The 19,582-nt window shown below is 60.4% G+C and carries 15 protein-coding genes; 10 read left to right on the forward strand and 5 right to left on the reverse strand.

The window, feature by feature from the left end:
- Positions 1-10: 10 nt before the first annotated feature.
- The 5 genes from purB to BN4575_RS00700 all read left to right on the forward strand — a co-directional run bounded on the left by purB (position 11) and on the right by BN4575_RS00700 (position 5,444).
- Positions 11-1,381 carry an adenylosuccinate lyase gene (gene purB / locus BN4575_RS00680; protein WP_068976729.1) on the forward strand — a complete coding sequence of 457 codons (1,371 nt, stop codon included), beginning with the start codon at positions 11-13 and terminating at the stop codon, positions 1,379-1,381.
- A gap of 165 nt (positions 1,382-1,546) precedes the next feature.
- On the forward strand, positions 1,547-2,677 hold the full coding sequence (locus BN4575_RS00685) for a ribosomal protein uL16 3-hydroxylase (protein WP_042020215.1): 1,131 nt from the start codon (positions 1,547-1,549) through the stop codon (positions 2,675-2,677).
- 184 nt (positions 2,678-2,861) lie between these two features.
- Positions 2,862-3,275: a hypothetical protein gene (locus tag BN4575_RS00690; protein WP_068976730.1), complete on the forward strand. Its 414-nt coding sequence runs from the start codon at positions 2,862-2,864 to the stop codon at positions 3,273-3,275.
- 364 nt (positions 3,276-3,639) lie between these two features.
- A complete protein-coding gene (locus BN4575_RS21585) occupies positions 3,640-4,098 on the forward strand; it encodes a hypothetical protein (RefSeq protein ID WP_141689679.1) in 459 nt (152 codons plus the stop codon).
- On the forward strand, positions 4,098-5,444 hold the full coding sequence (locus BN4575_RS00700) for an APC family permease (protein ID WP_068976732.1): 1,347 nt from the start codon (positions 4,098-4,100) through the stop codon (positions 5,442-5,444). Before BN4575_RS21585 ends, BN4575_RS00700 begins: the two co-directional genes overlap by 1 nt.
- A 119-nt stretch (positions 5,445-5,563) precedes the next feature.
- Here BN4575_RS00700 and BN4575_RS00705 read toward each other — a convergent pair whose 3' ends face one another.
- From BN4575_RS00705 to BN4575_RS00715, 3 genes are all read right to left on the reverse strand, one after another.
- Positions 5,564-5,947, reverse strand: coding sequence for a hypothetical protein (locus BN4575_RS00705; protein ID WP_068976733.1), 384 nt, complete (start codon positions 5,945-5,947; stop codon positions 5,564-5,566).
- Positions 5,948-6,160: 213 nt separating this feature from the next.
- A complete protein-coding gene (locus tag BN4575_RS00710) occupies positions 6,161-7,162 on the reverse strand; it encodes a LacI family DNA-binding transcriptional regulator (protein ID WP_083220972.1) in 1,002 nt (333 codons plus the stop codon).
- Positions 7,163-7,244: 82 nt separating this feature from the next.
- Positions 7,245-8,741, reverse strand: coding sequence for a PTS transporter subunit EIIC (locus BN4575_RS00715; protein ID WP_068976735.1), 1,497 nt, complete (start codon positions 8,739-8,741; stop codon positions 7,245-7,247).
- Between the two features lie 399 nt (positions 8,742-9,140).
- On the opposite strand from BN4575_RS00715, the gene BN4575_RS00720 reads away from it, so the two are divergent.
- Both BN4575_RS00720 and BN4575_RS00725 read left to right on the forward strand, forming a co-directional pair.
- Positions 9,141-10,289 carry a sodium:phosphate symporter gene (locus BN4575_RS00720; protein WP_068976736.1) on the forward strand — a complete coding sequence of 383 codons (1,149 nt, stop codon included), beginning with the start codon at positions 9,141-9,143 and terminating at the stop codon, positions 10,287-10,289.
- 174 nt (positions 10,290-10,463) lie between these two features.
- Positions 10,464-10,934, forward strand: coding sequence for an FKBP-type peptidyl-prolyl cis-trans isomerase (locus BN4575_RS00725; protein WP_068976737.1), 471 nt, complete (start codon positions 10,464-10,466; stop codon positions 10,932-10,934).
- 64 nt (positions 10,935-10,998) lie between these two features.
- Here BN4575_RS00725 and ggt read toward each other — a convergent pair whose 3' ends face one another.
- Complete coding sequence (gene ggt, locus BN4575_RS00730) at positions 10,999-12,780, reverse strand: gamma-glutamyltransferase (RefSeq protein WP_068976738.1); 1,782 nt, start codon at positions 12,778-12,780, stop codon at positions 10,999-11,001.
- 191 nt (positions 12,781-12,971) lie between these two features.
- Positions 12,972-13,883: a recombination-associated protein RdgC gene (gene rdgC / locus BN4575_RS00735; protein ID WP_068976739.1), complete on the reverse strand. Its 912-nt coding sequence runs from the start codon at positions 13,881-13,883 to the stop codon at positions 12,972-12,974.
- Positions 13,884-14,062: 179 nt separating this feature from the next.
- Here rdgC and BN4575_RS00740 point away from each other — a divergent pair, with 179 nt between their 5' ends.
- The 3 genes from BN4575_RS00740 to BN4575_RS00750 all read left to right on the forward strand — a co-directional run bounded on the left by BN4575_RS00740 (position 14,063) and on the right by BN4575_RS00750 (position 19,571).
- Positions 14,063-14,491, forward strand: a complete 429-nt coding sequence (locus BN4575_RS00740; RefSeq protein ID WP_042061919.1) for a GNAT family N-acetyltransferase — start codon at positions 14,063-14,065, stop codon at positions 14,489-14,491.
- A 104-nt stretch (positions 14,492-14,595) separates the two neighbouring features.
- Complete coding sequence (locus BN4575_RS00745) at positions 14,596-15,822, forward strand: exonuclease SbcCD subunit D C-terminal domain-containing protein (protein ID WP_068976740.1); 1,227 nt, start codon at positions 14,596-14,598, stop codon at positions 15,820-15,822.
- A complete protein-coding gene (locus tag BN4575_RS00750; RefSeq protein WP_068976741.1) occupies positions 15,819-19,571 on the forward strand; it encodes an AAA family ATPase in 3,753 nt (1,250 codons plus the stop codon). Before BN4575_RS00745 ends, BN4575_RS00750 begins: the two co-directional genes overlap by 4 nt.
- Positions 19,572-19,582: the final 11 nt, after the last annotated feature.

Here is a 19,582-nt window from a genome sequence, read left to right on the forward strand (position 1 = left end):
AGTTCACCCCATGGAGCTGTCCGCGCTGACTGCTGTTTCCCCGATTGACGGTCGTTATGGCGACAAGGCCGATGCCCTGCGCCCTATCTTCTCCGAATTCGGCCTGCTGCGTTTTCGCGTCGAAGTCGAGGTGCGCTGGTTGCAAAAACTGGCCAGCCACGCCGGGATCCCGGAAGTCCCTGCCCTGAGCGCGGCCGCCCACGCCCTGCTCGACGGCATCGTCAGCAACTTCAACGAGAGTGACGCCGCCCGCATCAAACAGATCGAGCGCACCACCAACCATGATGTGAAAGCGGTGGAGTACTTCCTCAAAGAGAAAGTCGAAGTGAACCCGGAGCTGGCGGCTGTCAGCGAATTTATCCACTTCGCCTGCACCTCGGAAGACATCAACAACAACTCCCACGGTCTGATGCTGAAAACTGCCCGCGAAGAGGTCATCAAGCCTTATTGCGAAAAGCTGATCAGCGAGCTCAAGCGTCTGGCTCACGAGTACCGTGACATGCCGCTGCTCTCCCGCACCCACGGCCAGCCGGCGACCCCGAGCACCATGGGCAAGGAGATGGCCAACGTCGCCTACCGTCTGGAGCGCCAGTTCAAGCAGATCATGGCGGTGGAGATCCTCGGTAAGATCAATGGTGCGGTCGGCAACTACAACGCCCACATCAGCGCCTACCCGGATGTGGACTGGCACCAGTTCTCCGAGGAGTTCGTAACCTCCCTCGGCCTGACCTGGAACCCCTACACCACCCAGATCGAGCCGCACGACTACATTGCCGAGCTGTTCGACGCCATGGCCCGCTTCAACACCATCCTGATCGATTTTGACCGCGATGTGTGGGGTTACATTTCACTGGGTCACTTCAAGCAGCGCACCATCGCGGGGGAAATTGGCTCCTCCACCATGCCGCACAAGGTCAACCCCATCGACTTCGAAAACTCCGAAGGCAATCTGGGTCTGGCCAACGCCGTGTTCCAGCATCTGGCGAGCAAGCTGCCCATCTCCCGCTGGCAGCGTGATCTGACCGACTCAACCGTGCTGCGCAACCTGGGTGTGGCGGTGGGCTATTCGCTGATCGCCTATCAGGCGACCCTCAAGGGTATCTCCAAGCTGGAAGCCAACAGCGATGCCATGGCCGCTGACCTGAACGCCAACTGGGAAGTGCTGGCCGAACCGATCCAGACCGTGATGCGCCGCTACGGCATCGAGAAGCCCTACGAGAAGCTCAAAGAGCTGACCCGTGGTCGCCGCGTCGATGCCGAAGGGATGCGTACCTTTATCGACACCCTCGAACTGCCAGAAGCAGTGAAGGTGGAGCTGAAGAAGCTGACCCCGGCCAACTACATTGGTGACGCCCAGCGTCTGGTTGACCTGCTGAAATAAGCGGATAAGTAACACGACCGGGGCCCTGTGCATGATCTGCAACAGGGCCCCGGTTATTTTATGTGGCACCCTATACACCCTTTGCAAGAGGGCTTGCCCGAGGTCGGCAGCCGCCTCTGGCAAGACCTCTCTTACCCTTTGTCGAACCCTTTGACGAGAAGATCTATGTACGAACTCAATCTGGATATCGCTCACTTCCTTGAGCACTACTGGCAGAAGCGCCCGCTCCTTATCAAGGGCGGCTTCAAAGACTTTCAGGATCCCATCAGCCCGGACGAGCTGGCAGGTCTGGCCATGGAAGAGGTGGTAGAATCCCGCCTGGTCACCCGTTTTGATGGCAAGTGGGATGCTGCCCACGGCCCCTTCGAATCCTACGACCATCTGGGCGAAGAGAACTGGACCATTCTGGTACAGGCTTGCAACCATTGGGCGCCCGAGGTGAACGAACTGGCGGTGCCGTTCCAGTTCATCCCCGGCTGGCGGCTGGATGATGTGATGGTGAGCTTCTCCACCCCGCACGCGGGTGTCGGCCCCCACATCGATCACTACGATGTGTTTATCACCCAGGGTCTGGGCAAGCGTCACTGGCGGGTTGGCGATGCGCTGCCACTGAACGAATTTGCTGCCCACGCCGCCCTGCTGCACTGCGAGCCCTTCGAGGCGATCATCGACGTCATCATGGAGCCGGGCGATATCCTCTACATTCCGCCAGGATTCCCCCACGAAGGCTACGCCATCGAGCCCTCCATGAACTTCTCGGTCGGTTTCCGCGCGCCGGACGCCAAGGCGCTGATCTCCTCCTTTGCCGATCACCTGATCGACAACGAGGTGCGTACCGAGCGTTACAGCGACCCGGACCTCAAGCCCCGTGCCCGTCACGGCGAGATCCAGTCCCATGAACTGCACCGTCTGCGCGAGCTGATGCAGCAGGCCCTCGATGACGAGACCCTGTTCAAGGAGTGGTTCGGCGCCATGATCTCCGAGGCCAAGCACGATCTGGACGTCAATCCGGTCGAGCCGGACTACAGCGCCGAGGAAGTGGCCGATCTGCTGACCCAGGGCGAGCCTGCTATCAAGGTACCGGGCCTGCGCAGCGTCTGGTTCAGCGGCGAGAGCCAGCAGTGCTATATCGACGGCGAAGCCTGGACCCTGCCGAGCGAGGATGCAGCTGCCATCTCCCTGCTGTGTGATAAAGACATCATCACTCAGGCTGATATGGTCGAGCTGGCCGATCAGGCCGGCTTCCTGCAACTGCTGACCCGTCTGGTCAATCGCGGTTACTGGTTCTTTAGCTGATCAGGCTGTGGTTGAACCATATGAACGGCGCCTTTTGGCGCCTTTTTTATTGCTCCGCCACTGTTCAATTAACAATCTATTCGCGAAGCTGAACCTACTCTTGATGGACCGGCAAGTGGTGCTTTGTTGAACGAAACCGGCCACGTATCATGCGGCCGTTCCTGTTCAGAAGAGAAGAGCCCCCATGCAGATCACCTCCCAGCCCATGCCACTGCCCGATTACAGCAAATACCCCTCCTACCCCGATGTGACACCCGAGCAGATCAATAAAGCCCGCAATGAAGCGCTGGCCAAAAAGGATGAGGTGAAGGCGCAGAGCGAGGAACAGGCAACCGCCCGCAGAACCATGGCCGTCTCCTACACCGCCCACCAGCAGGATAAAGCGGCGATAAATCGTTACTTGCAAGCGAGCGGACAAGAGACCGGCGACAGCGCTGCCCCGAGCACCAGCGATATCTATCAGACCGCACATCGCTACCAGCGCCAGCAGAACGTGAGCGACTATCTGCAATTCCAGCAGAGCCCCCTCGGTCAACAGATGGGTAGTATGGTTGGTGAAGAAAAACGCAAAGGCTCCCAGCTGGATATCATGGCCTGATACGAGAGACAGCCAGCATCGCCGACTTGAATGGCCATGCTCCGCTCAGCTCAGATCAGCTCTCCATGACCAGCCATGGGTTTATCGCGACTCCCGAAGAGCCGGCAGGCTCTTTGGGTTTGTCTCAAAGTGTGATTTATTTCAAATAACAGCCCGTTGCGCCGTCTCGTTATTAGCTGGTTTTGGCAGAAGCATGCCATACGCGCAGTCACTAATGTGACTAACTATTCAGGTTTCTTATCCGCCCTTTATCCCCCTTGGCTGACCCTGCCCGACCACTCGATAACGGGACTCATATATCAGGGGATCATGGCAAATATGATCCGGATCAATATTCAGGCGTAATGCACCCTGCAGCGACGATTTGCCGGTTTTTCACCCCCTCTCTGACCATCCTGTTTTTACCCCAAAAAGAGCCGCAAGGCGCACCGGCAGCCACAGCGGGATAGTGATCACTTACCTGCCACCCCTTTATGCAAATAAATGCGTTTTAGCGCCTTTAATTGCTTGTCAAGGGGGCATCACGAATGCAAAATACGCCGCCAATAAAGGACCGATGTTCACTGCGACATCGGTTTTTGTATTTTTGAAGTGCAGTACAAACCCACCACAAGAGGCCGGAATATTTCCGGAAGTGATATTCGAGATTGCCAAACAATCTCCCGACGTTGAGAGGATAACCATGGGGCGTTTTAATGCTTTCCTGCCGGTACAGCCCGGTATGCGCCACCCCGGCGCCCTTGATGTACAGGTGTGCGAATCCATCGTATCCCTGCGCTCGTTGCAAGCACGTGCTGCGGCACTGATTGAGGAGAAAGCGTAATGGCATCGCAAAACGCCAAGCTGCTCAAGACCCTTACCCTGACACAAGTGATTGTGATGGGTCTGGCCTATCTGACCCCCATGGCTGTGTTCGACACCTTCGCCATCGTCGGTGACATCACCGATGGCCGGGTCGCCACCGCCTATCTACTGGCACTGGGTGGCATCCTGCTCACCGCCCTCAGCTATGGTCATCTGGTACGCAAGTTCCCTTCTGCGGGTTCTGCCTACACCTATGCCCAGAAAGTATTCAACCCCTACGTCGGTTTCATGGTCGGCTGGTCATCCCTGCTCGACTACATGTTCATGCCGATGATCAACATTCTGCTGGCCAAGATCTATTTGACCGCCATGTTCCCGGGCGTCGAGCCCTGGATCTTCATCTTCGGTCTGGTGACCGTGATGACCTTGCTGAACCTGCGCGGCATCAATCTGGTGGCCAACTTCAACGGGCTAATCGTGGTGATCCAGCTCGCCATCATCACCCTCTTCATCGGCCTGATGGCATGGGGTATTTATCATGGTGAGGGCGCTGGCACCCTGATGAGCAGCCGTCCGTTCCACGTCGAGTCAGCCCAGATGGTGCCGCTCTTTACCGGTGCGACCATCCTTTGCTTCTCGTTCCTCGGCTTTGACGGTCTGAGCTCCCTCTCCGAAGAGACCCCGAACGCTGGCAAGGTGATCCCCAAGGCGATCGTGCTGACGGCCCTGATCGGCGGCATCATCTTCGTCGTGGTCTCCTACTGCCTGCAGCTCTACTTCCCGAGCCTCTCCCGCTTCCAGCATCCGGATGCGGTACTGCCGGAGATCGCCCTCTACGTTGGCGGCACCTTCTTCCAGTCCGTGGTACTGGTCTGCACCACAGTCGCGGTACTGGCCTCCGGCATGGCGGCTCACGCCGGTGTCTCGCGCATCCTCTACGTGATGGGTCGTGACCGGATGATCCCGGAGCGGGTGTTTGGCTACATCCACCCGAAATACCGCACCCCGGCCATCAACGTGTTGATGGTGGGCGGTCTGGCCCTCTCCGCCGTGTCGTTTGATCTGGATACCGCGCTGGCGCTGGTCAACTTCGGGGCGCTGGTAGCGTTCAGCTTCGTCAACCTGTCGGTGATCGGTCAGTTCTGGGTACGCGAGAAGCGCAACAAGACCATCAAGGATCACGTTGTCTTCCTGCTGCTGCCGCTGCTCGGCGCTGCCACCATCGGCGCCCTGTGGATCAACCTGGAGCAGAGCTCCCTCGAGCTGGGTCTGATCTGGGCCGGTCTGGGTGTGACCTATCTGTTCCTGCGTCTGGCGGTGTTCCGCATCCCGTTCCGTCAGTACGAGGAAGCGGCTGACGCCTGATCCCGCGCGGATAACGGATACACAGAAGGGGAGCCATGGCTCCCCTTCTGTTATTTCACCGGCGCTATCTCACCGAGTGACTGCCCTTACTCGCTACAGCGCGTAAGGGGAGAGTGTGATCAACTCTTGTTGATCACCGCAGTTGCTGCCGCCTTGAGCGGATCATTGGCAACCGCTTTAACATCCTTGTTCACTTGCTTGAGCTGATCTTGGGCCTTGTCGGCCTGACGCTGGGTCGATTTAACGTCATCACGGGCACCCTGCACGCTGTCGCTCGCCTTGTCACGCAGATCGGCGGTGCCATTTTTCAGCTCATCCTTCGCCTTCTCTTTTTGCTGACGCATCAGCATCTCGGTATCACAACGCCCCTTGACGCCGACGGAGGCACCCATCGCCTCGTTCTTCAGCGCTTTGTCCAGATTACAATCCGGCTGCAGCACTGACTTGGCCTGCACACCGACCGACAACAACCCGAGGGAAAGAGAGAGAACCCATGCTCGCATCACGCTTATTACTCCACGACTAAAAAGAAACGCCGCAGCATAGCGTCCCGTACCGGGATCACAAGCCTTATTGTGCCGATAGCCCCCGGGCGACCGGATAATCGTCGATATCCGTCATTCTGTGTCACCGCAGCCAAGGCCAACTCAAACACCCATCCACAATCTCACTCAACGTGCAAACGAGCCAGGTACAGCGAGGTTTCAGCACAATCCTCAGCAGATCAGATCCCCGGCAAAGGTGCCGTGCGGCTGAGGGGAGCCCGTCTCGATGCGTTTGATGAGCTGACGCACCGCCTGATGGGTCATTGCCTCCAGCGGCAGCAAAACGTATGAGAGATCCATTACCGAACTGGAGAGTCGATCAACTTCCTGAAAGCAGGCCACATATTTCTGCTGAGCCAGAATAAAATCCTTACCGATCCCATACCCTAGCTTGAGGATGCACTGGGCAGCGAGCATGGCCGCCGCGGGTGTATGACAGATCAGAGCCGAAATACCGTTATCCGAACGCAGGACCGACTCCAGCCGCTGACGTTGGCCAACCAGATCCGTATCCGAGGTGATGATATGGGCCTTTCGCTCCGGTATACCGCGCTCCCGATAGGCTGCACGATAACCCGCCGCGCGTTCGTTAAAGACGGTATCGCCGGGTTCACCACCAAACAGCAGGGTCGTAACGTGCCCCATGTCGAGCAGGAAGCGGGTCAGGGTTAAACCATCGCTGTAGTGATCACAGACGATGATATCGCTCATCCCCTCTCCGCCCTGGCTGGCAATGACCTGATACGGCAGATCCGCAGAGGCCAACTGCTGCGCCATCGCCTCATCAAACTGCCCCGCCGCCACCAGCAGCACCCCCGCCACATGCTGCACCTTGAATTCATTGAGCGCTAAACCAAGCGAGTCTGCTTGAAACAGAGCTGTCTTGACCATGACGGTAAAGCCCTTTTTTTCAAGCGACTGAATAAGGCTCTTGAGGATTTTGATGGAAAAATCGCTCTCGAGCTGATCAAACAGCAACCCGACCAGGTTGCTCTTCTGGCTGCGCAGGTTGGCGGCAGACTGGTTGTAAATGTAGCCAAGCTCGCCAATGGAGTGCTGTACCCTCTCTATCGTCGCAGGCGAGATATGCCCTTTTTTGCGCAGCACCAGCGAGACGGTCGACACCGAGACTCCGGCTGCCTTCGCCACATCCACGATACTTACTTTTGCCACAATGAGATCCCGTACGAGCCCGAACGCTGGCTACCTTAACAAAACGAAACCGGGCCCTCAACGCAGGAGGGCCCGGATGATATCAAGCGCTCAGCGACTCCATCGCTTTGGCAATAAACTGGGCGCGTGCCCCGAAGACAAGCTGAATTCCCTCATCCCCGACAAAGACGACACCTCTCGCGCCCAGGGATTTCAGCCCTTCCTTGTCGACCAGTTCACCACTGCCCACCTCAAGACGCAGACGGGTAATACACGCACCGACCTGACGAATATTCTCCACACCACCGATCAGCTGCGCGATGTCACTTGCCAGCTCCTGATCAGATTTCCCTTCGATACTATTGACCACCGCCACTCGACCCGGCGTTTTGACATCAAAATGACGGATTACATAACGGAAGGTGAGATAGTAAATGCACGCCATCGGAATGCCTACCACAAACACCATCAGGAAATTGGTCTCGAACCCGTTGAGACCCGGCAAAATACCAAATGAGATGTAGTCAATCAGCCCTGCCGAGAAGGACTTAGCAATGTGGGCATGCAACAGATACATGCTCATATAGGCGACCCCTGCCATCAGGGCATTGAAGACATAGAGGATCGGTGCCACGAAGATAAAGGTGAACTCCACCGGCTCAGTGATCCCGGTCAGGAAGCTGGTCAATGCCGCCGAAAAGAGGATACCGGCCGCAATTTTGCGATTTTTAGTATAAGCCTCGTGATACATGGCCAGACACGCCGCTGGCAGCGCACACAGCATCAGCGGGAACTCCCCCTGCATAAACTTGCCCGCATTATGATAGGTATCTGTGCTGAAACTGGTCACCCCGTCTTCAAGCATCTTGAACCAGATGGTCTGATCACCGTGGATCACCTGGCCTGCGTTCGATGTGTACTCACCAAAGGTGTACCAGAACGAGGGGTACCAGACATGGTGCAATCCAAGGGGGATCAAGGCGCGCTCAACCGTACCGAATATAAAGGTCGACAGTGCCTGGTTGTCACCGTTCACTAGCAGAGAGAGCGCATCAATACCGGATTGTACGTACCCCCACACCCAGGGCAGCAGCAGACCCAGCGCGAAGGACAGAAAAGCGGTAGCGATCGCCACAAAGCGTTTCCCGGAAAAAAAACCCAAAAATTCAGGCAGTTGCATAGTATGGAAACGGTTGTAGCACCACGCAGCCAAGATACCTGATATGAGACCGCCGAAAACCCCCATCTGCAGGGTGGGGATCCCGATAACCATGGCGTAACGGCCGCCGGATGCTGCCATCTCCGGTGTAATACCGAGCAGAGTGCTGATAGTGGTATTGATAATCAGCATGGATACCGCCGCAGAAAGTGCGGCAATCCCGGACTCTGCCGCCAACCCCACCGCCGAACCAATCGCAAACAGCAGCGGCAGGTTATCAAAAATAACCCCGCCAGCACGCATCATCAGTGGCATGTCGAATCGGGACCCGAATGCCAGCAACAGTCCTGCCGCAGGCAACAACGAAATGGGCAACATCAGGGCTCGCCCAATCATCGATAGCTTGGCGAACGCCATCCTGACCCTGTTCAGTAATTCCATACTCTGCTTCTGATGTGCTGACACATATCTGTTGGTGTGGGAGGTAATTCGGTGAGTGCACAACTTTAGTGCAACGTTCTACTATAACGTTCTACCCAAAGCAGATGGATGACAACCCACACGTCTGACATTTGTGATTAAAATCACAGGACACTCAAGAGCCTCACACTGTTCCACCAGCCAAGATGCAAAAATCCTGTACCGAACTTACGAATTGCCAAACTCAAATGACAACCAAATGCTCAGGTATCCCACTGGTTATATCCCCTCTATTCGGGCAATGCGTGCGTCATAAAACCATCATAAAAGTGTCACTTTGTCATATTTCTGTCATTTACCACTGCTTAAATGCGCGGGTCATCAACTACCCAAGACGGAACGACCGTCCCAAGAGGCTTTATGCAACACCATCACGCTTTGTCACAGCCGCCCGCGACCCGCGCCCTGTTCAACTGGATGAGTGTCATCGTACTGGTCTACCTGATCCTGGTCGCCGTGGGCGCCATCTCCCACGGTTTCAAAGATTTCTCCGGCGGCGCCGAGGGCGCAGCCCAGATCTTCGCCTTTGCCAACAACCCCTTTGTCGCCCTGCTGCTCGGTATTCTGGCCACCGCGCTGGTGCAATCCTCCAGCACCGTCACCTCGGTGATCGTCGGTCTGGTGGCTGGCGGCCTGCCCATCGGCATGGCCATCCCCATGGTGATGGGGGCCAACCTCGGTACCACCATCACCAATACCATCGTCTCCATGGGCCATATCCGGGATCGCGACGAGTTCCGCCGCGCCTTCGCCGCCGCCACCGTACACGACTTCTTCAACCTGCTGGCGGTGTTCATCTTCCTGCCGCTGGAGCTGATGTTCGGTCTGCTGCAACAGAGCGCCGAGTGGCTGGCCAACCTGCTGGTAGGCTCCGCCAACATGTCGATGAAGGGGATGGATTTCATGAAGCCGCTGACCGCACCGGCCCAGCAGCTGATCGACAGCGCCGTCGCCTTCCTGCCGGGCAAGGGTGCCGCCATCGCCACCATCGTCATCGGTATCCTGCTGATCCTCGCCTGCGTCACTTGGCTCGGCAAAGTGCTGCAGCAAGTGCTGGTTGGCCGTGCCAAAGAGCTGTTGCACAAGGCGCTGGGCCGTGGCCCGCTGACTGGCATCACCTCGGGTGCGCTGGTGACCATCATGGTGCAGTCCTCCTCCACCACCACCAGCCTGATGATCCCGCTGGCCGGCGGCGGCGTGTTCAGCACCCGCCAGCTCTACCCCTTCACGCTGGGGGCCAATATCGGCACCACCATCACCGCCCTGCTGGCTGCCACCGCCATCAGCGGAGCCGGTGCCCAGCTGGCCCTGACCATAGCGCTGGTACACGTGCTGTTCAACGTCTTCGCCGTGGTACTCATCTATGGCATCCCCTTGCTGCGTGACCTGCCGGTACGCGCCGCCGAGGGGCTGGCCCGGGTAGGCAGCGAGAACAAGCTGCTGGCACTGGGTTATGTGGCGGGTCTCTTCTTCGCCCTGCCCGCCCTGATGATGGTGGCTGCCAAGTAAGCGCTGGCGCCATGACAAGGGGCGAGTCACCGACTCGCCCCTTTTTACGTCTGCGTCACCCTGCTTTGCCTGCCCGCTCACATCCTCCCGCCCTGTGGCTCGCCATCAGAGGCGGTGCGCGATAAGATGGCGCCTTTATTGCACTTTTTACATTTCATGGAACAGGAAAAACCGATGAAATTCATACTGATCGCGCTGCTCATTGCCGGTGTGGCCTACTACTTCTACTCCAGCAGCAACAACAAAAAGCTGGCGGCCGACAACGTGCGAATTGGCGCCGAGTTCCTCGCCAGCAACAAGGACAAACCGCTGGTGACCACCACCGCCTCCGGCCTGCAGTACGAAGTGCTGATCCCGGGTACCGGCACCGTTCACCCCACCGCCACCAGCAAGGTGAAGGTGCACTACGAGGGCAAGCTGCTGGACGGCACCGTCTTTGACAGCTCGGTCGCCCGTGGCGAGCCCATCGAGTTTGGCCTCAATCAGGTGATTTCCGGCTGGACCGAAGGGGTACAGCTGATGGTGGAAGGTGAGAAGACCCGTTTCTACATCCCCGCCAACCTCGCCTACGGCGACCGCGCCGCGGGCAAAATCCCGCCGGGATCTGTGCTGATCTTTGACGTAGAGCTGCTGGGTATCCAGTAAGCACGCCGTCACACGCCATCAACAAGAAGGCCAGCATGATGCTGGCCTTCTTGCTATGGGAACCTCACTCCCCCTTGGCGATCCCTTCCCGACGCGGATCCGCTGCGCCAAACCAGCCACCAGCGTTGCGCTCAACCCCCTGCAAGCCAGAGGTCTGCTCGTTCAGCACCACCTCGTGCCCCCTCGCCTTCAATCCCTCGACCACCGACATGGGAGTGCGTCCCGCCTCCAGCTCGGTGGGGCCGTTGCGGCTGCCAAAGTTGGGCAGGTTGATGGCCTGTTGCAGGTTTAAGCCCCAATCCTGAGTGCCGAGCAGGGTCTTGCCCACGTAGTTGATGATGGCGGAGCCCCCCGGCGAGCCCAGCGTCATGGTCAGCTCGCCGCTTGGCTTGTCAAACACCAGCAGCGGTGACATGGAGGAACGGGGCCGCTTGCCCGGCTCCACCCGGTTTGCCACCGGCAGACCGGCAGCGTCCACCGAGGTGAAGGAAAAATCGGTGAGCTGGTTGTTGAGCAGGTAGCCGTTGACCATCTGGCGCGACCCGAAACCATCCTCGATGGAGCTGGTCATGGAAATCGCCATCCCCGCCTGGTCGACGATCGAGACATGGCTGGTGGAGGGCAACTCTGGGGTCGCATCCTTGCCGCGAGCCAGCGCCAGTGGCGGCGTACCGGGCTTGGCAATCCCCATGGAGTGCTCACTGATAAGCTTGCCCCGCTCGGCCAGATAGCCCTTGTCCAGCAGCCCCTTCACCGGCACGCTGACAAAATCGCTGTCGGCGACGTACTGGTTGCGATCGGCGAAGGCCAGGCGCGCCGCTTCGCTGTAGAGGTGGATGGCCTCGCTGGAGGCAGACAATCCCCCCTCCTTGGTGGTGATCGGCTTGAGGGCCGCCATATCGCGGCTCTCCAGCATGCCGAAGAGCTGGCCGAGTGCCAGGGTGCCGGACGAGGGAGTGGGAAAGCCGCAGATCTTGCTCTGGCGATAGTCAAAGCAGAGGCCATCCCGCAGTTTGGCCTGATAGCTGGCCAGATCGGTGGCCGCCAGAACCCCGGGATTAGTGGGATGTTGGCGTACCTTGGCCACCATGGCATCCGCCAGCGGCCCCTGATAGAAGGCATCCGCCCCCCCTGTTGCCAGAGTGCGCAATACCTTGGCCAGCGCCGGGTTGGTCAACCGTGAGCCCGCAGGTCTGGGGCTGCCATCAGCCTGATAGAAGTAGGCACGGGCATCCGGGTCGCGGGCCAGATAGGGATCCTTGGCCAGCAATGTGGCCAGCCGTGGGCTTATCACAAATCCTTGTTCTGCCAGGGTGATGGCAGGCTCGAACAGCGCAGCCCAGGGCAGCTTGCCATAACGCTGATGGGCCAGCGCCAGGGCGCGCAGGGTACCGGGAACGCCGACCGAGCGGCCCCCTACCACCCCGTCATAAAACGCCAGCGGCTTGCCATCTTGCATAAACAGCTGGTCAGTGGCGGCGGCCGGCGCCGTCTCGCGACCATCCACCGCGATCACCTTGCGGCCATCCCACACCAGCAGCAGTGAACCACCGCCGATCCCGGAGGATTGCGGTTCTACCAACGTCAATACCAGCTGCACCGCAATGGCGGCATCGACGGCACTGCCACCGGCCTTGATGATCTGGTAGCCCGCATCCACCGCCAGCGGGTTGGCCGCCGCCACCATGAAGTCATGGCCCTGCCAGCCCTGTTTGTCGGTCCAGCCACTGGCAGCTTCCGGCGCGATCAGGGTTTGGGCTGGCGGGGTGTAGTGAAAGCCGTTGTCACTGGCACAACCGGCCAGCAGGGCAAGGGCGACAGCCAGCCCCAGAGGTTTGCACAACATGACACTCTCCTTGTCTGTTTTATGACCACGAAGAGGGACTATGTCACGATTGGCACTGATAGCTCAAGTTATTGAACAAGATCAATATCTTACTCATCTATCAATAATGGTTATCCGCAATAGACATAAAAAAACCGCCCGAAGGCGGTTTTTACGATGGGATGGCAGAGGCCAAACAGGCGCAAGTCCGGTTAGATGGACTGCTCCTCGCCACCCAGGGCGGCAAACAGCGCCGGGATAAACTGGGCCAGCTCAGAGGTGACCAGTGCGAAGTCGGCATCCAGACGGGCGGCCGGATCTTCGCTGGTCACGTCGTCGTTCTGCTCACGCAGCTCTTCGCTGAATTTCAGGCGCTTGATGGAGAGATCATCCCCCAGCACAAAGCTGATGGTCTCGCCCCAGTTGAGGGCCAGCTTGGTCACCAACTTGTCGTTGGCCAGGTGGTTTTTGATCTCTTCACTCATCAGATCCTGCTGTTTGCAGCGGATGATGCCGCCGTGCTCCATAGCACTGCGCAGCTCGGCTTCATCTTCCAGCGTGAAGGTAGATGGCAGGTTCCCCTCGTTCAGCCACTCGGTCATGGTGATCTCGGGCGGGTTCTTGAGGGCCACCGGTACCACCGGCAGGGAGCCGATGGATTTGCGCAGCAGCGCCAGCAGATCATCTGCCTTCTTGGCAGAACCTGCGTCTACCACCATCAAATTGTCGGCCGGATTGATCCAGGCGAAGGTCTGGCTAGTACGACTGAAGGCACGGGGCAGCAAGGTGTGGAGGATCTCCTCCTTGAGCGCTTCCTTCTCTTTCTTCTTGAGGGCGCGTCCCTGTTCGAACTCGATCGCCTCTACCTTCTCGGCCAGCATCTCCTTGACCACGGTACCGGGCAGCATCTTCTCCTCTTTGCGTGCGCAGATGAGGATGTGGCCGGAGGCAGAGTGGGTCAGGGTTGAGCCGAATTTGCCAAGGGGCTTGACCCACCCGAAACGGGAGATGTCCTGACTGCCGCAAGGGGTGAAGGCACAGGCTTCCAGCTGGGTTTCCAGCTGATCCACGGTCAGGTCAAAGGGGCGGGTAAAGCGATAAATCTGCAGGTTTTTAAACCACATGGCGTCCTCGGTCTCTAGATTGTCCGGCGGGCATTGTACTAGAGAGGCGCTTTGTGATCAGCCAATCATTCTCGCTAAATAAAGGGCGATCAACCTCACAGGGTCTCATTTATAACACCTGAGCCCTTGCCAAGTTCCCCTAGACTGCGAGAGTGCCAGTTGTTAACAAGGATGAAATTATGTTACGGCCAAGTCGCCCGGAAGACATGGAAGAGGTCGTTGAAATCTGGCTGCTGGCCTCCCTGCAGGCCCACGATTTCGTCGATGCCTCCTGCTGGTGGCAGGCCCAGGAGGATCTGCGTACCCGCTATCTCGATCGCGCCGCCATCTGGGTGTTCGAGGAGCGCGGCGATCTGCTCGGCTTTATGGCGCTGGTGGACAACTACCTCGCCGCCCTCTTTGTGCGCCCCGACCGTCAGGGCCGCGGTGTTGGTCACGCCCTGCTGCAGGAGGCGAAGCGTCAGGGGGCGTCGCTCCACGCCCGGGTCTTCGTCGAGAACGATCAGGCGGTGCGTTTCTATCGCCGCCACGGTTTTGTCATCGAGGCCGAGGAGTCCGATCCCCTCACCGGCCACCCCCAATACCGGATGTGCTGCGAACCGGCCTGAATCCAAAGCCAGCCCCCTGTTTTACTTGAAAAAAGCACGGGGCATCCTCATCTTGTCTCCATCGGGTGCCGCGGGCACCATCCCTGCAACCGGGCTGCTTTCCAATGAAAATCCTCCATACCGCCGACTGGCACCTTGGCCATCAACTTCATGGTCATGACCGCCGTTTTGAACACGATGCCTTTCTCGACTGGCTGAGCGACACCCTCAAGGCGCGCGAGATCGACGCCCTGCTGGTGGCGGGCGATCTGTTTGATACTGCCAATCCCCCTGCCAGCGCCTGGCAACAGCTCTACCGCTTTCTGGCCAGACTGCGCGCCGAGATGCCCCACCTCAACATGGTGCTGATCGGCGGCAACCACGACTCTCCCTCCAAGCTCGATGCTCCCCACGAGCTGCTGCGCGCCTTTGATCTGCATCTGGTGGGCAGCATCAGCCGCGACAGTGAGGGCAAGCTCGAGACCGACCGCCTGCTGGTACCGCTGCAAGACAAGGAGGGCAAGATTGCTGCCTGGTGCGCCGCCGTGCCGTTCCTGCGCAGCAGCGATCTGCGGGTGGAGCCGTTGGAAGAAGGTCAGGACAGGCTGATCGAAGGGGTTCGGCAAGTCTACGCAGAAGTGTTGGCCGAGGGGCGCGACCGCTGCGGGGCGGATCTGCCGCTGATCGCCATGGGCCACGCCTATCTGGCGGCAGGCCAGCTCTCGGAACTGTCAGAGCGGCGGGTGCTCGGCGGCAACCAGCACGCCCTGCCCGCCGAACTCTTTGCCGGTGCAGACTACACGGCACTCGGCCACCTCCATCTGGCCCAGAGCCCGGCCGAGGGGGTGTACTACAGCGGCTCGCCGCTGCCGCTGTCGCTTGCCGAAGCGAACTACAACCATCAGGTGCTGGAAGTGACCTTTGCAGGGGGTAAACTGGCCGGGCTGGAGCGGATCCCGGTCCCCCGCGCGGTGGAGATGATCCGCCTACCCCAGAGCCCCCTCGACGACGCGCTCAACGCCATCGCATCGCTCGAGCTGCCTGCTTGTCCACAAGAGGCACAACCCTTCCTCGAAGTGCGGCTGCTGCTGCCCAAGCCCGAGGCCCGCATCCGCGAACGGATTCTGGCGGCCATCGCCGACAAACCGGTGCGTCTGGCCCGCATCAGCACCCAGTATCAGGGTTCGGGGGAAGGGCTGGCCGATGGCCGCGAGCGGCGCAGGCTCGATGAGCTCTCCCCCACCGAGGTGTTTCGCCTCTGCTATCAGCGCCAGTTTGAAGGGGAGCCCGAAGCACAACTGGTCGCCTCGTTTGAAGAGATCCTGGAGCAGGTGAAGGAGTCTAACCAATGAAAATCTTGTCTCTGTCAGGGGAGAATCTGGCCAGTCTGACCGGCCCCTTCACCATCGACTTTACCAAGGGGGCGCTCGGCGCCGCCGGTCTGTTTGCCATCACCGGCAATACCGGCGCCGGCAAGAGCACATTGCTCGACGCCATTTGTCTCGCCCTCTACGACGAGATGCCGCGCTTTATCGCCAATCGCAAGAACGTGGCCGAAGTAGGCCGCATGGATGACGAGGAGAAGCTCAAGGCCAACGACGTGCGCGGCATCCTCAGTCGTGGTCACGCCAGCGGCTTTGCCGAGGTGCAGTTTCGCGGCTGCGATGGCCGCATCTGGCTAGCCCGCTGGGCGGTGCGGCGCGCCCGCAACCGCTCGGAGGGGCGTTTTCAGGCACAGGAGCGCACCCTGACCGACGTCGAGTCGGGGCAGGTTTTCTCCGGCAGCAAGCGGGAGCTGCAGGATCGCATAGACGAGCTGGTGGGCCTCTCCTGGGAGCAGTTCCGCCGCGCGGTGATCCTGCCACAGGGGGAATTTGCCGCCTTCCTCAAATCGGACGCCAACGAGCGCTCCGCCCTGCTCGAACGGATGACCGGTACCGAACTCTACTCCGTCATCTCCATCCAGACCTATGAACGGGCGCGGGAAGAGCAGCAGAAGCTGGCGACCATTGCCCAGCGCCTCGGCGACGTGGCGCTGATGGACGAGGCCACCCGCGAACAGTGGGTGAACCTGCAGATAAGCCTCTCCACCACCCTCAAACATGAACAGCAGCAACAACAGCTGATGCAGGATCTGCGCGACCTCAACAGCCGCATTGCCGCCCAGTTGCAGGGCTGCGCCGAGGGACAGGCGGCGCTCGATGCCACCCTGCAAGCCCACGGCGCCGCCGCCCCCGAGCGCGACGAGTTTGCCCGCGCCGAACAGGCTCAGGTGGCCCGCGCCGATCACGACGAACTGGCCCGCCTCACTCTGGAAGTGCAGCAGCAGGAGAAGGTGATCGCCGAGCTGGGGCCGGAGCTGGCCAAGCTCGAGGAGCAGACCCAGCAGAGTGCCCTCACCGAGCAGCAGCTGCTGGCGGAGAAGATCGCCGCCGAGCGGGAGTGGGGCGCCCTGCAACCCGAACTCAAACGGGCACAGGAGCTCGATACCCGCATCCGGGAAAAAGTGCAGCAGTTGCAGAAGATCCAGCAGGAGGGGGCGCAGGAGCGGGAAGTCCAGCTCACCCTCGAGCAGGGCTGGCGCGAGCAGAGCAAACAGGTAGAACTGCTCAAGCAGCAACACCAGCAATGGGGGCTCTGGCTCGAAGAGCACAAGGGGCTGGCCCCGGTGGCCCGCCAGTGGCAGCCCCTGCTCACCGCCGTGCAGGATTGGGCCGAGGATGCCGACAAGCTGCAACAGCTGCTCACCCTGCGGGATCACCAGCTGCACACCCTGCAGCAGTTGCAACGCCAGCTGGAACAGGGCCAGCAGAAGCGCGACTACTGGCAACAGGAGCAGGCGCGGCTACAACAGCAACAAAACGAGCTGCAGGAGCAGCAGTGGGAGAGCCGTCTCGCCAAGGCGCAGGAGCAGTGGCAGCAGCAGACCGAACAGCTGGGCCAGCTGCGCCAACTGCTGGAGCTGGCCGATTATGGCCGCAACCACGGCGAGCAGCATGGCCGCTTGCAGCAGGAGATTGCCCAGCTGGAGCAGGCGCTCAGCAAACTCGCCACCCTCAGCGAAGAGCTGGCGCCAGCCCGCGAGCGGCTCGCCCTGCAGCGGGATGAGGCGCGCCACGCGCTGGAGCAGTCCCGCGCCATCGCCAGCTTCGAGCAGTATCGCCACATCCTGAGCGATGACGAACCTTGCCCGCTGTGTGGCGCCAAGGAGCATCCCTACAGCCAGAGCCAGCCGCAGGTGGCGGGGATCCTGGGTCAGCTGGCGGAGCGGGCCCGCAGTCTGGAACTGGAGTGGGAGCGGCTCAACCATCAATACATTCAGTGCGAGAGCGAGCGTCAAGAGCTGGCCCGTCAGCTGGCGGTGCGCCAGCAACATCTGCCGGAGCTGGAAGCCCGCGCCGAGCAGCTGACCCAACGCTGGCAACAGCTGGGGGGCGATACCCTGCTCGGCCATCCGCTGCCGCTACGCCAGAGCCCCATTGAGTGGAACGAGCTGATGAGCACCCTGCTCGGCCGTGGCCAGGCGCTGGAGCAGGGGCTGGCCCACAGCCAGCAGCTGCTGCGTCAGGCCCAGCTTGGTCAACAACAGCTGCAAGGGGTGCGTCAGCAACTTAGCCAACTGGCTGCCCAGCACCAGCAGTTTGACCAGCAGTGGCAGGAGGCCGACCGCCAGCGCATCGCGCTGGAAGGGGAAGTGAAGGGGATGGGTGAGCAGGAGGCGACCCTGCGCCAGCGCCTTGAGCAAGGCGCCCACCGCCTCGACGAGCAGATGGGCGGCCAACCGTGGCGCCAGTGGCTCGGCAGCCAGCAGTGGCACGAGTGGCAGCGGGCCTGCGAAGCCTGGCTGCACGGCCAGAGCGAGTGGGAGCGGCTGGCCAGCGAGATCGCCAGCCTCACCCCAGCCCTGAGCGCCCAGGAGGCACGCCTGCAAACCCAGCGCGAGCTGCTGCACAAGCTGGAACGGGACTACAAGGAGCATGATCAGCAGCGGCAGGGGCTGCTCACCAGCCGCAGCGGTTGTCTCGGCGGTGAGGAGATCCCGCTGGTCGAAAGCCGCTGGCAACAGCGACTGCAACAGCTCGCCAGCGAACTGGAGCTGATGCAAAGCGGTGCCCGCGTTGTGCGGGAGCGGCAGACCGAGCTCAAGACCCGCCTCACCCATGTGGAGCAGGAAAAACAGACCAGCAGCCGCCGCAAACGGGAGGCGTTGGGGCGCTGGGCTGCCCACGCCAGCACCCTCGGCATCGCCGAGTATGACCTGCGCCGCCTGCTCGCCATCACCCCCGATGAGCTCAAGGCACGCCGCACCGCCCTGCAAGGGCTGGAGGATGCCCTTGGCGAGGCGCGTACCCGTCTTGCCGAGCGGCAACGGGCGCTGGCGCTGGAGGAGAGCAAGCGGGATCGCTATCGGGAGCACCATCCCGAGCTAGCCGCCCTGCCGGATGCAGAGCTGAGCGAACAGCTGGCGGTGCTCGATGCCCGCTGCCGCGCCCTTGAAGAGCAGCTGTTCGAGTGCAAGAGCAAGCTGGCGCAAGCCGAAGCCGCCGCCCTCAAGGCGGGCAGCCTGCAACAGCAGCTGGCCGCCCAGCAGGCGGTGGCCGACCACTGGCAACAGCTGTGCGATCTGATCGGGCAAGCCAACGGCGCCAAGTTCCGCACCTTTGCCCAGAGCCTCACTCTGGAGCGCCTGCTGCTGGAAGCCAACGCCCAGCTCGCCGAGCTGTCGCCGCGCTACCGGCTGGAGCGGGTGCCCGGCACCGATCTGGCGCTGCAGGTGGTGGATCTCGACATGGGGGACGAGGTGCGCTCGGTGGACTCCCTCTCCGGCGGCGAGAGTTTTCTGGTGTCGCTGGCGCTGGCGCTGGCCCTATCCAGCCTCTCGTCGCGCCAGACCCAGGTCGAGTCGTTGTTTATCGACGAAGGGTTCGGCACCCTTGATCCGGACAGTCTGGATCTGGCGCTCTCCAGCCTCGACTCCCTGCAGGCCGCCGGTCGCCAGATCGGGGTCATCTCCCACGTCCAGACCTTGGTGGAGCGGATTGGCGTACAAATCAAGGTCGAAGCCCTCGGCGGCGGCGAGAGCCGAGTGCGGGTCCCCTGAGTAACATCGGT

The sequence above is a fragment of the Aeromonas sp. EERV15 genome (assembly GCF_900079845.1).
GTDB classification, from domain to species: domain Bacteria; phylum Pseudomonadota; class Gammaproteobacteria; order Enterobacterales; family Aeromonadaceae; genus Aeromonas; species Aeromonas sobria.

What these genes read in the sequence shown, in the direction of transcription:
- purB (WP_068976729.1), top strand. Translation starts at nt 11, where the DNA reads ATGGAGCTGTCCGCGCTGACTGCTGTTTCCCCGATTGACGGTCGTTAT.
- BN4575_RS00685 (WP_042020215.1), top strand. Translation starts at nt 1,547, where the DNA reads ATGTACGAACTCAATCTGGATATCGCTCACTTCCTTGAGCACTACTGG.
- BN4575_RS00690 (WP_068976730.1), top strand. Translation starts at nt 2,862, where the DNA reads ATGCAGATCACCTCCCAGCCCATGCCACTGCCCGATTACAGCAAATAC.
- BN4575_RS00700 (WP_068976732.1), top strand. Translation starts at nt 4,098, where the DNA reads ATGGCATCGCAAAACGCCAAGCTGCTCAAGACCCTTACCCTGACACAA.
- BN4575_RS00705 (WP_068976733.1), bottom strand. Translation starts at nt 5,947, where the DNA reads ATGCGAGCATGGGTTCTCTCTCTTTCCCTCGGGTTGTTGTCGGTCGGT.
- BN4575_RS00715 (WP_068976735.1), bottom strand. Translation starts at nt 8,741, where the DNA reads ATGGAATTACTGAACAGGGTCAGGATGGCGTTCGCCAAGCTATCGATG.
- BN4575_RS00720 (WP_068976736.1), top strand. Translation starts at nt 9,141, where the DNA reads ATGCAACACCATCACGCTTTGTCACAGCCGCCCGCGACCCGCGCCCTG.
- BN4575_RS00725 (WP_068976737.1), top strand. Translation starts at nt 10,464, where the DNA reads ATGAAATTCATACTGATCGCGCTGCTCATTGCCGGTGTGGCCTACTAC.
- ggt (WP_068976738.1), bottom strand. Translation starts at nt 12,780, where the DNA reads ATGTTGTGCAAACCTCTGGGGCTGGCTGTCGCCCTTGCCCTGCTGGCC.
- rdgC (WP_068976739.1), bottom strand. Translation starts at nt 13,883, where the DNA reads ATGTGGTTTAAAAACCTGCAGATTTATCGCTTTACCCGCCCCTTTGAC.
- BN4575_RS00740 (WP_042061919.1), top strand. Translation starts at nt 14,063, where the DNA reads ATGTTACGGCCAAGTCGCCCGGAAGACATGGAAGAGGTCGTTGAAATC.
- BN4575_RS00745 (WP_068976740.1), top strand. Translation starts at nt 14,596, where the DNA reads ATGAAAATCCTCCATACCGCCGACTGGCACCTTGGCCATCAACTTCAT.
- BN4575_RS00750 (WP_068976741.1), top strand. Translation starts at nt 15,819, where the DNA reads ATGAAAATCTTGTCTCTGTCAGGGGAGAATCTGGCCAGTCTGACCGGC.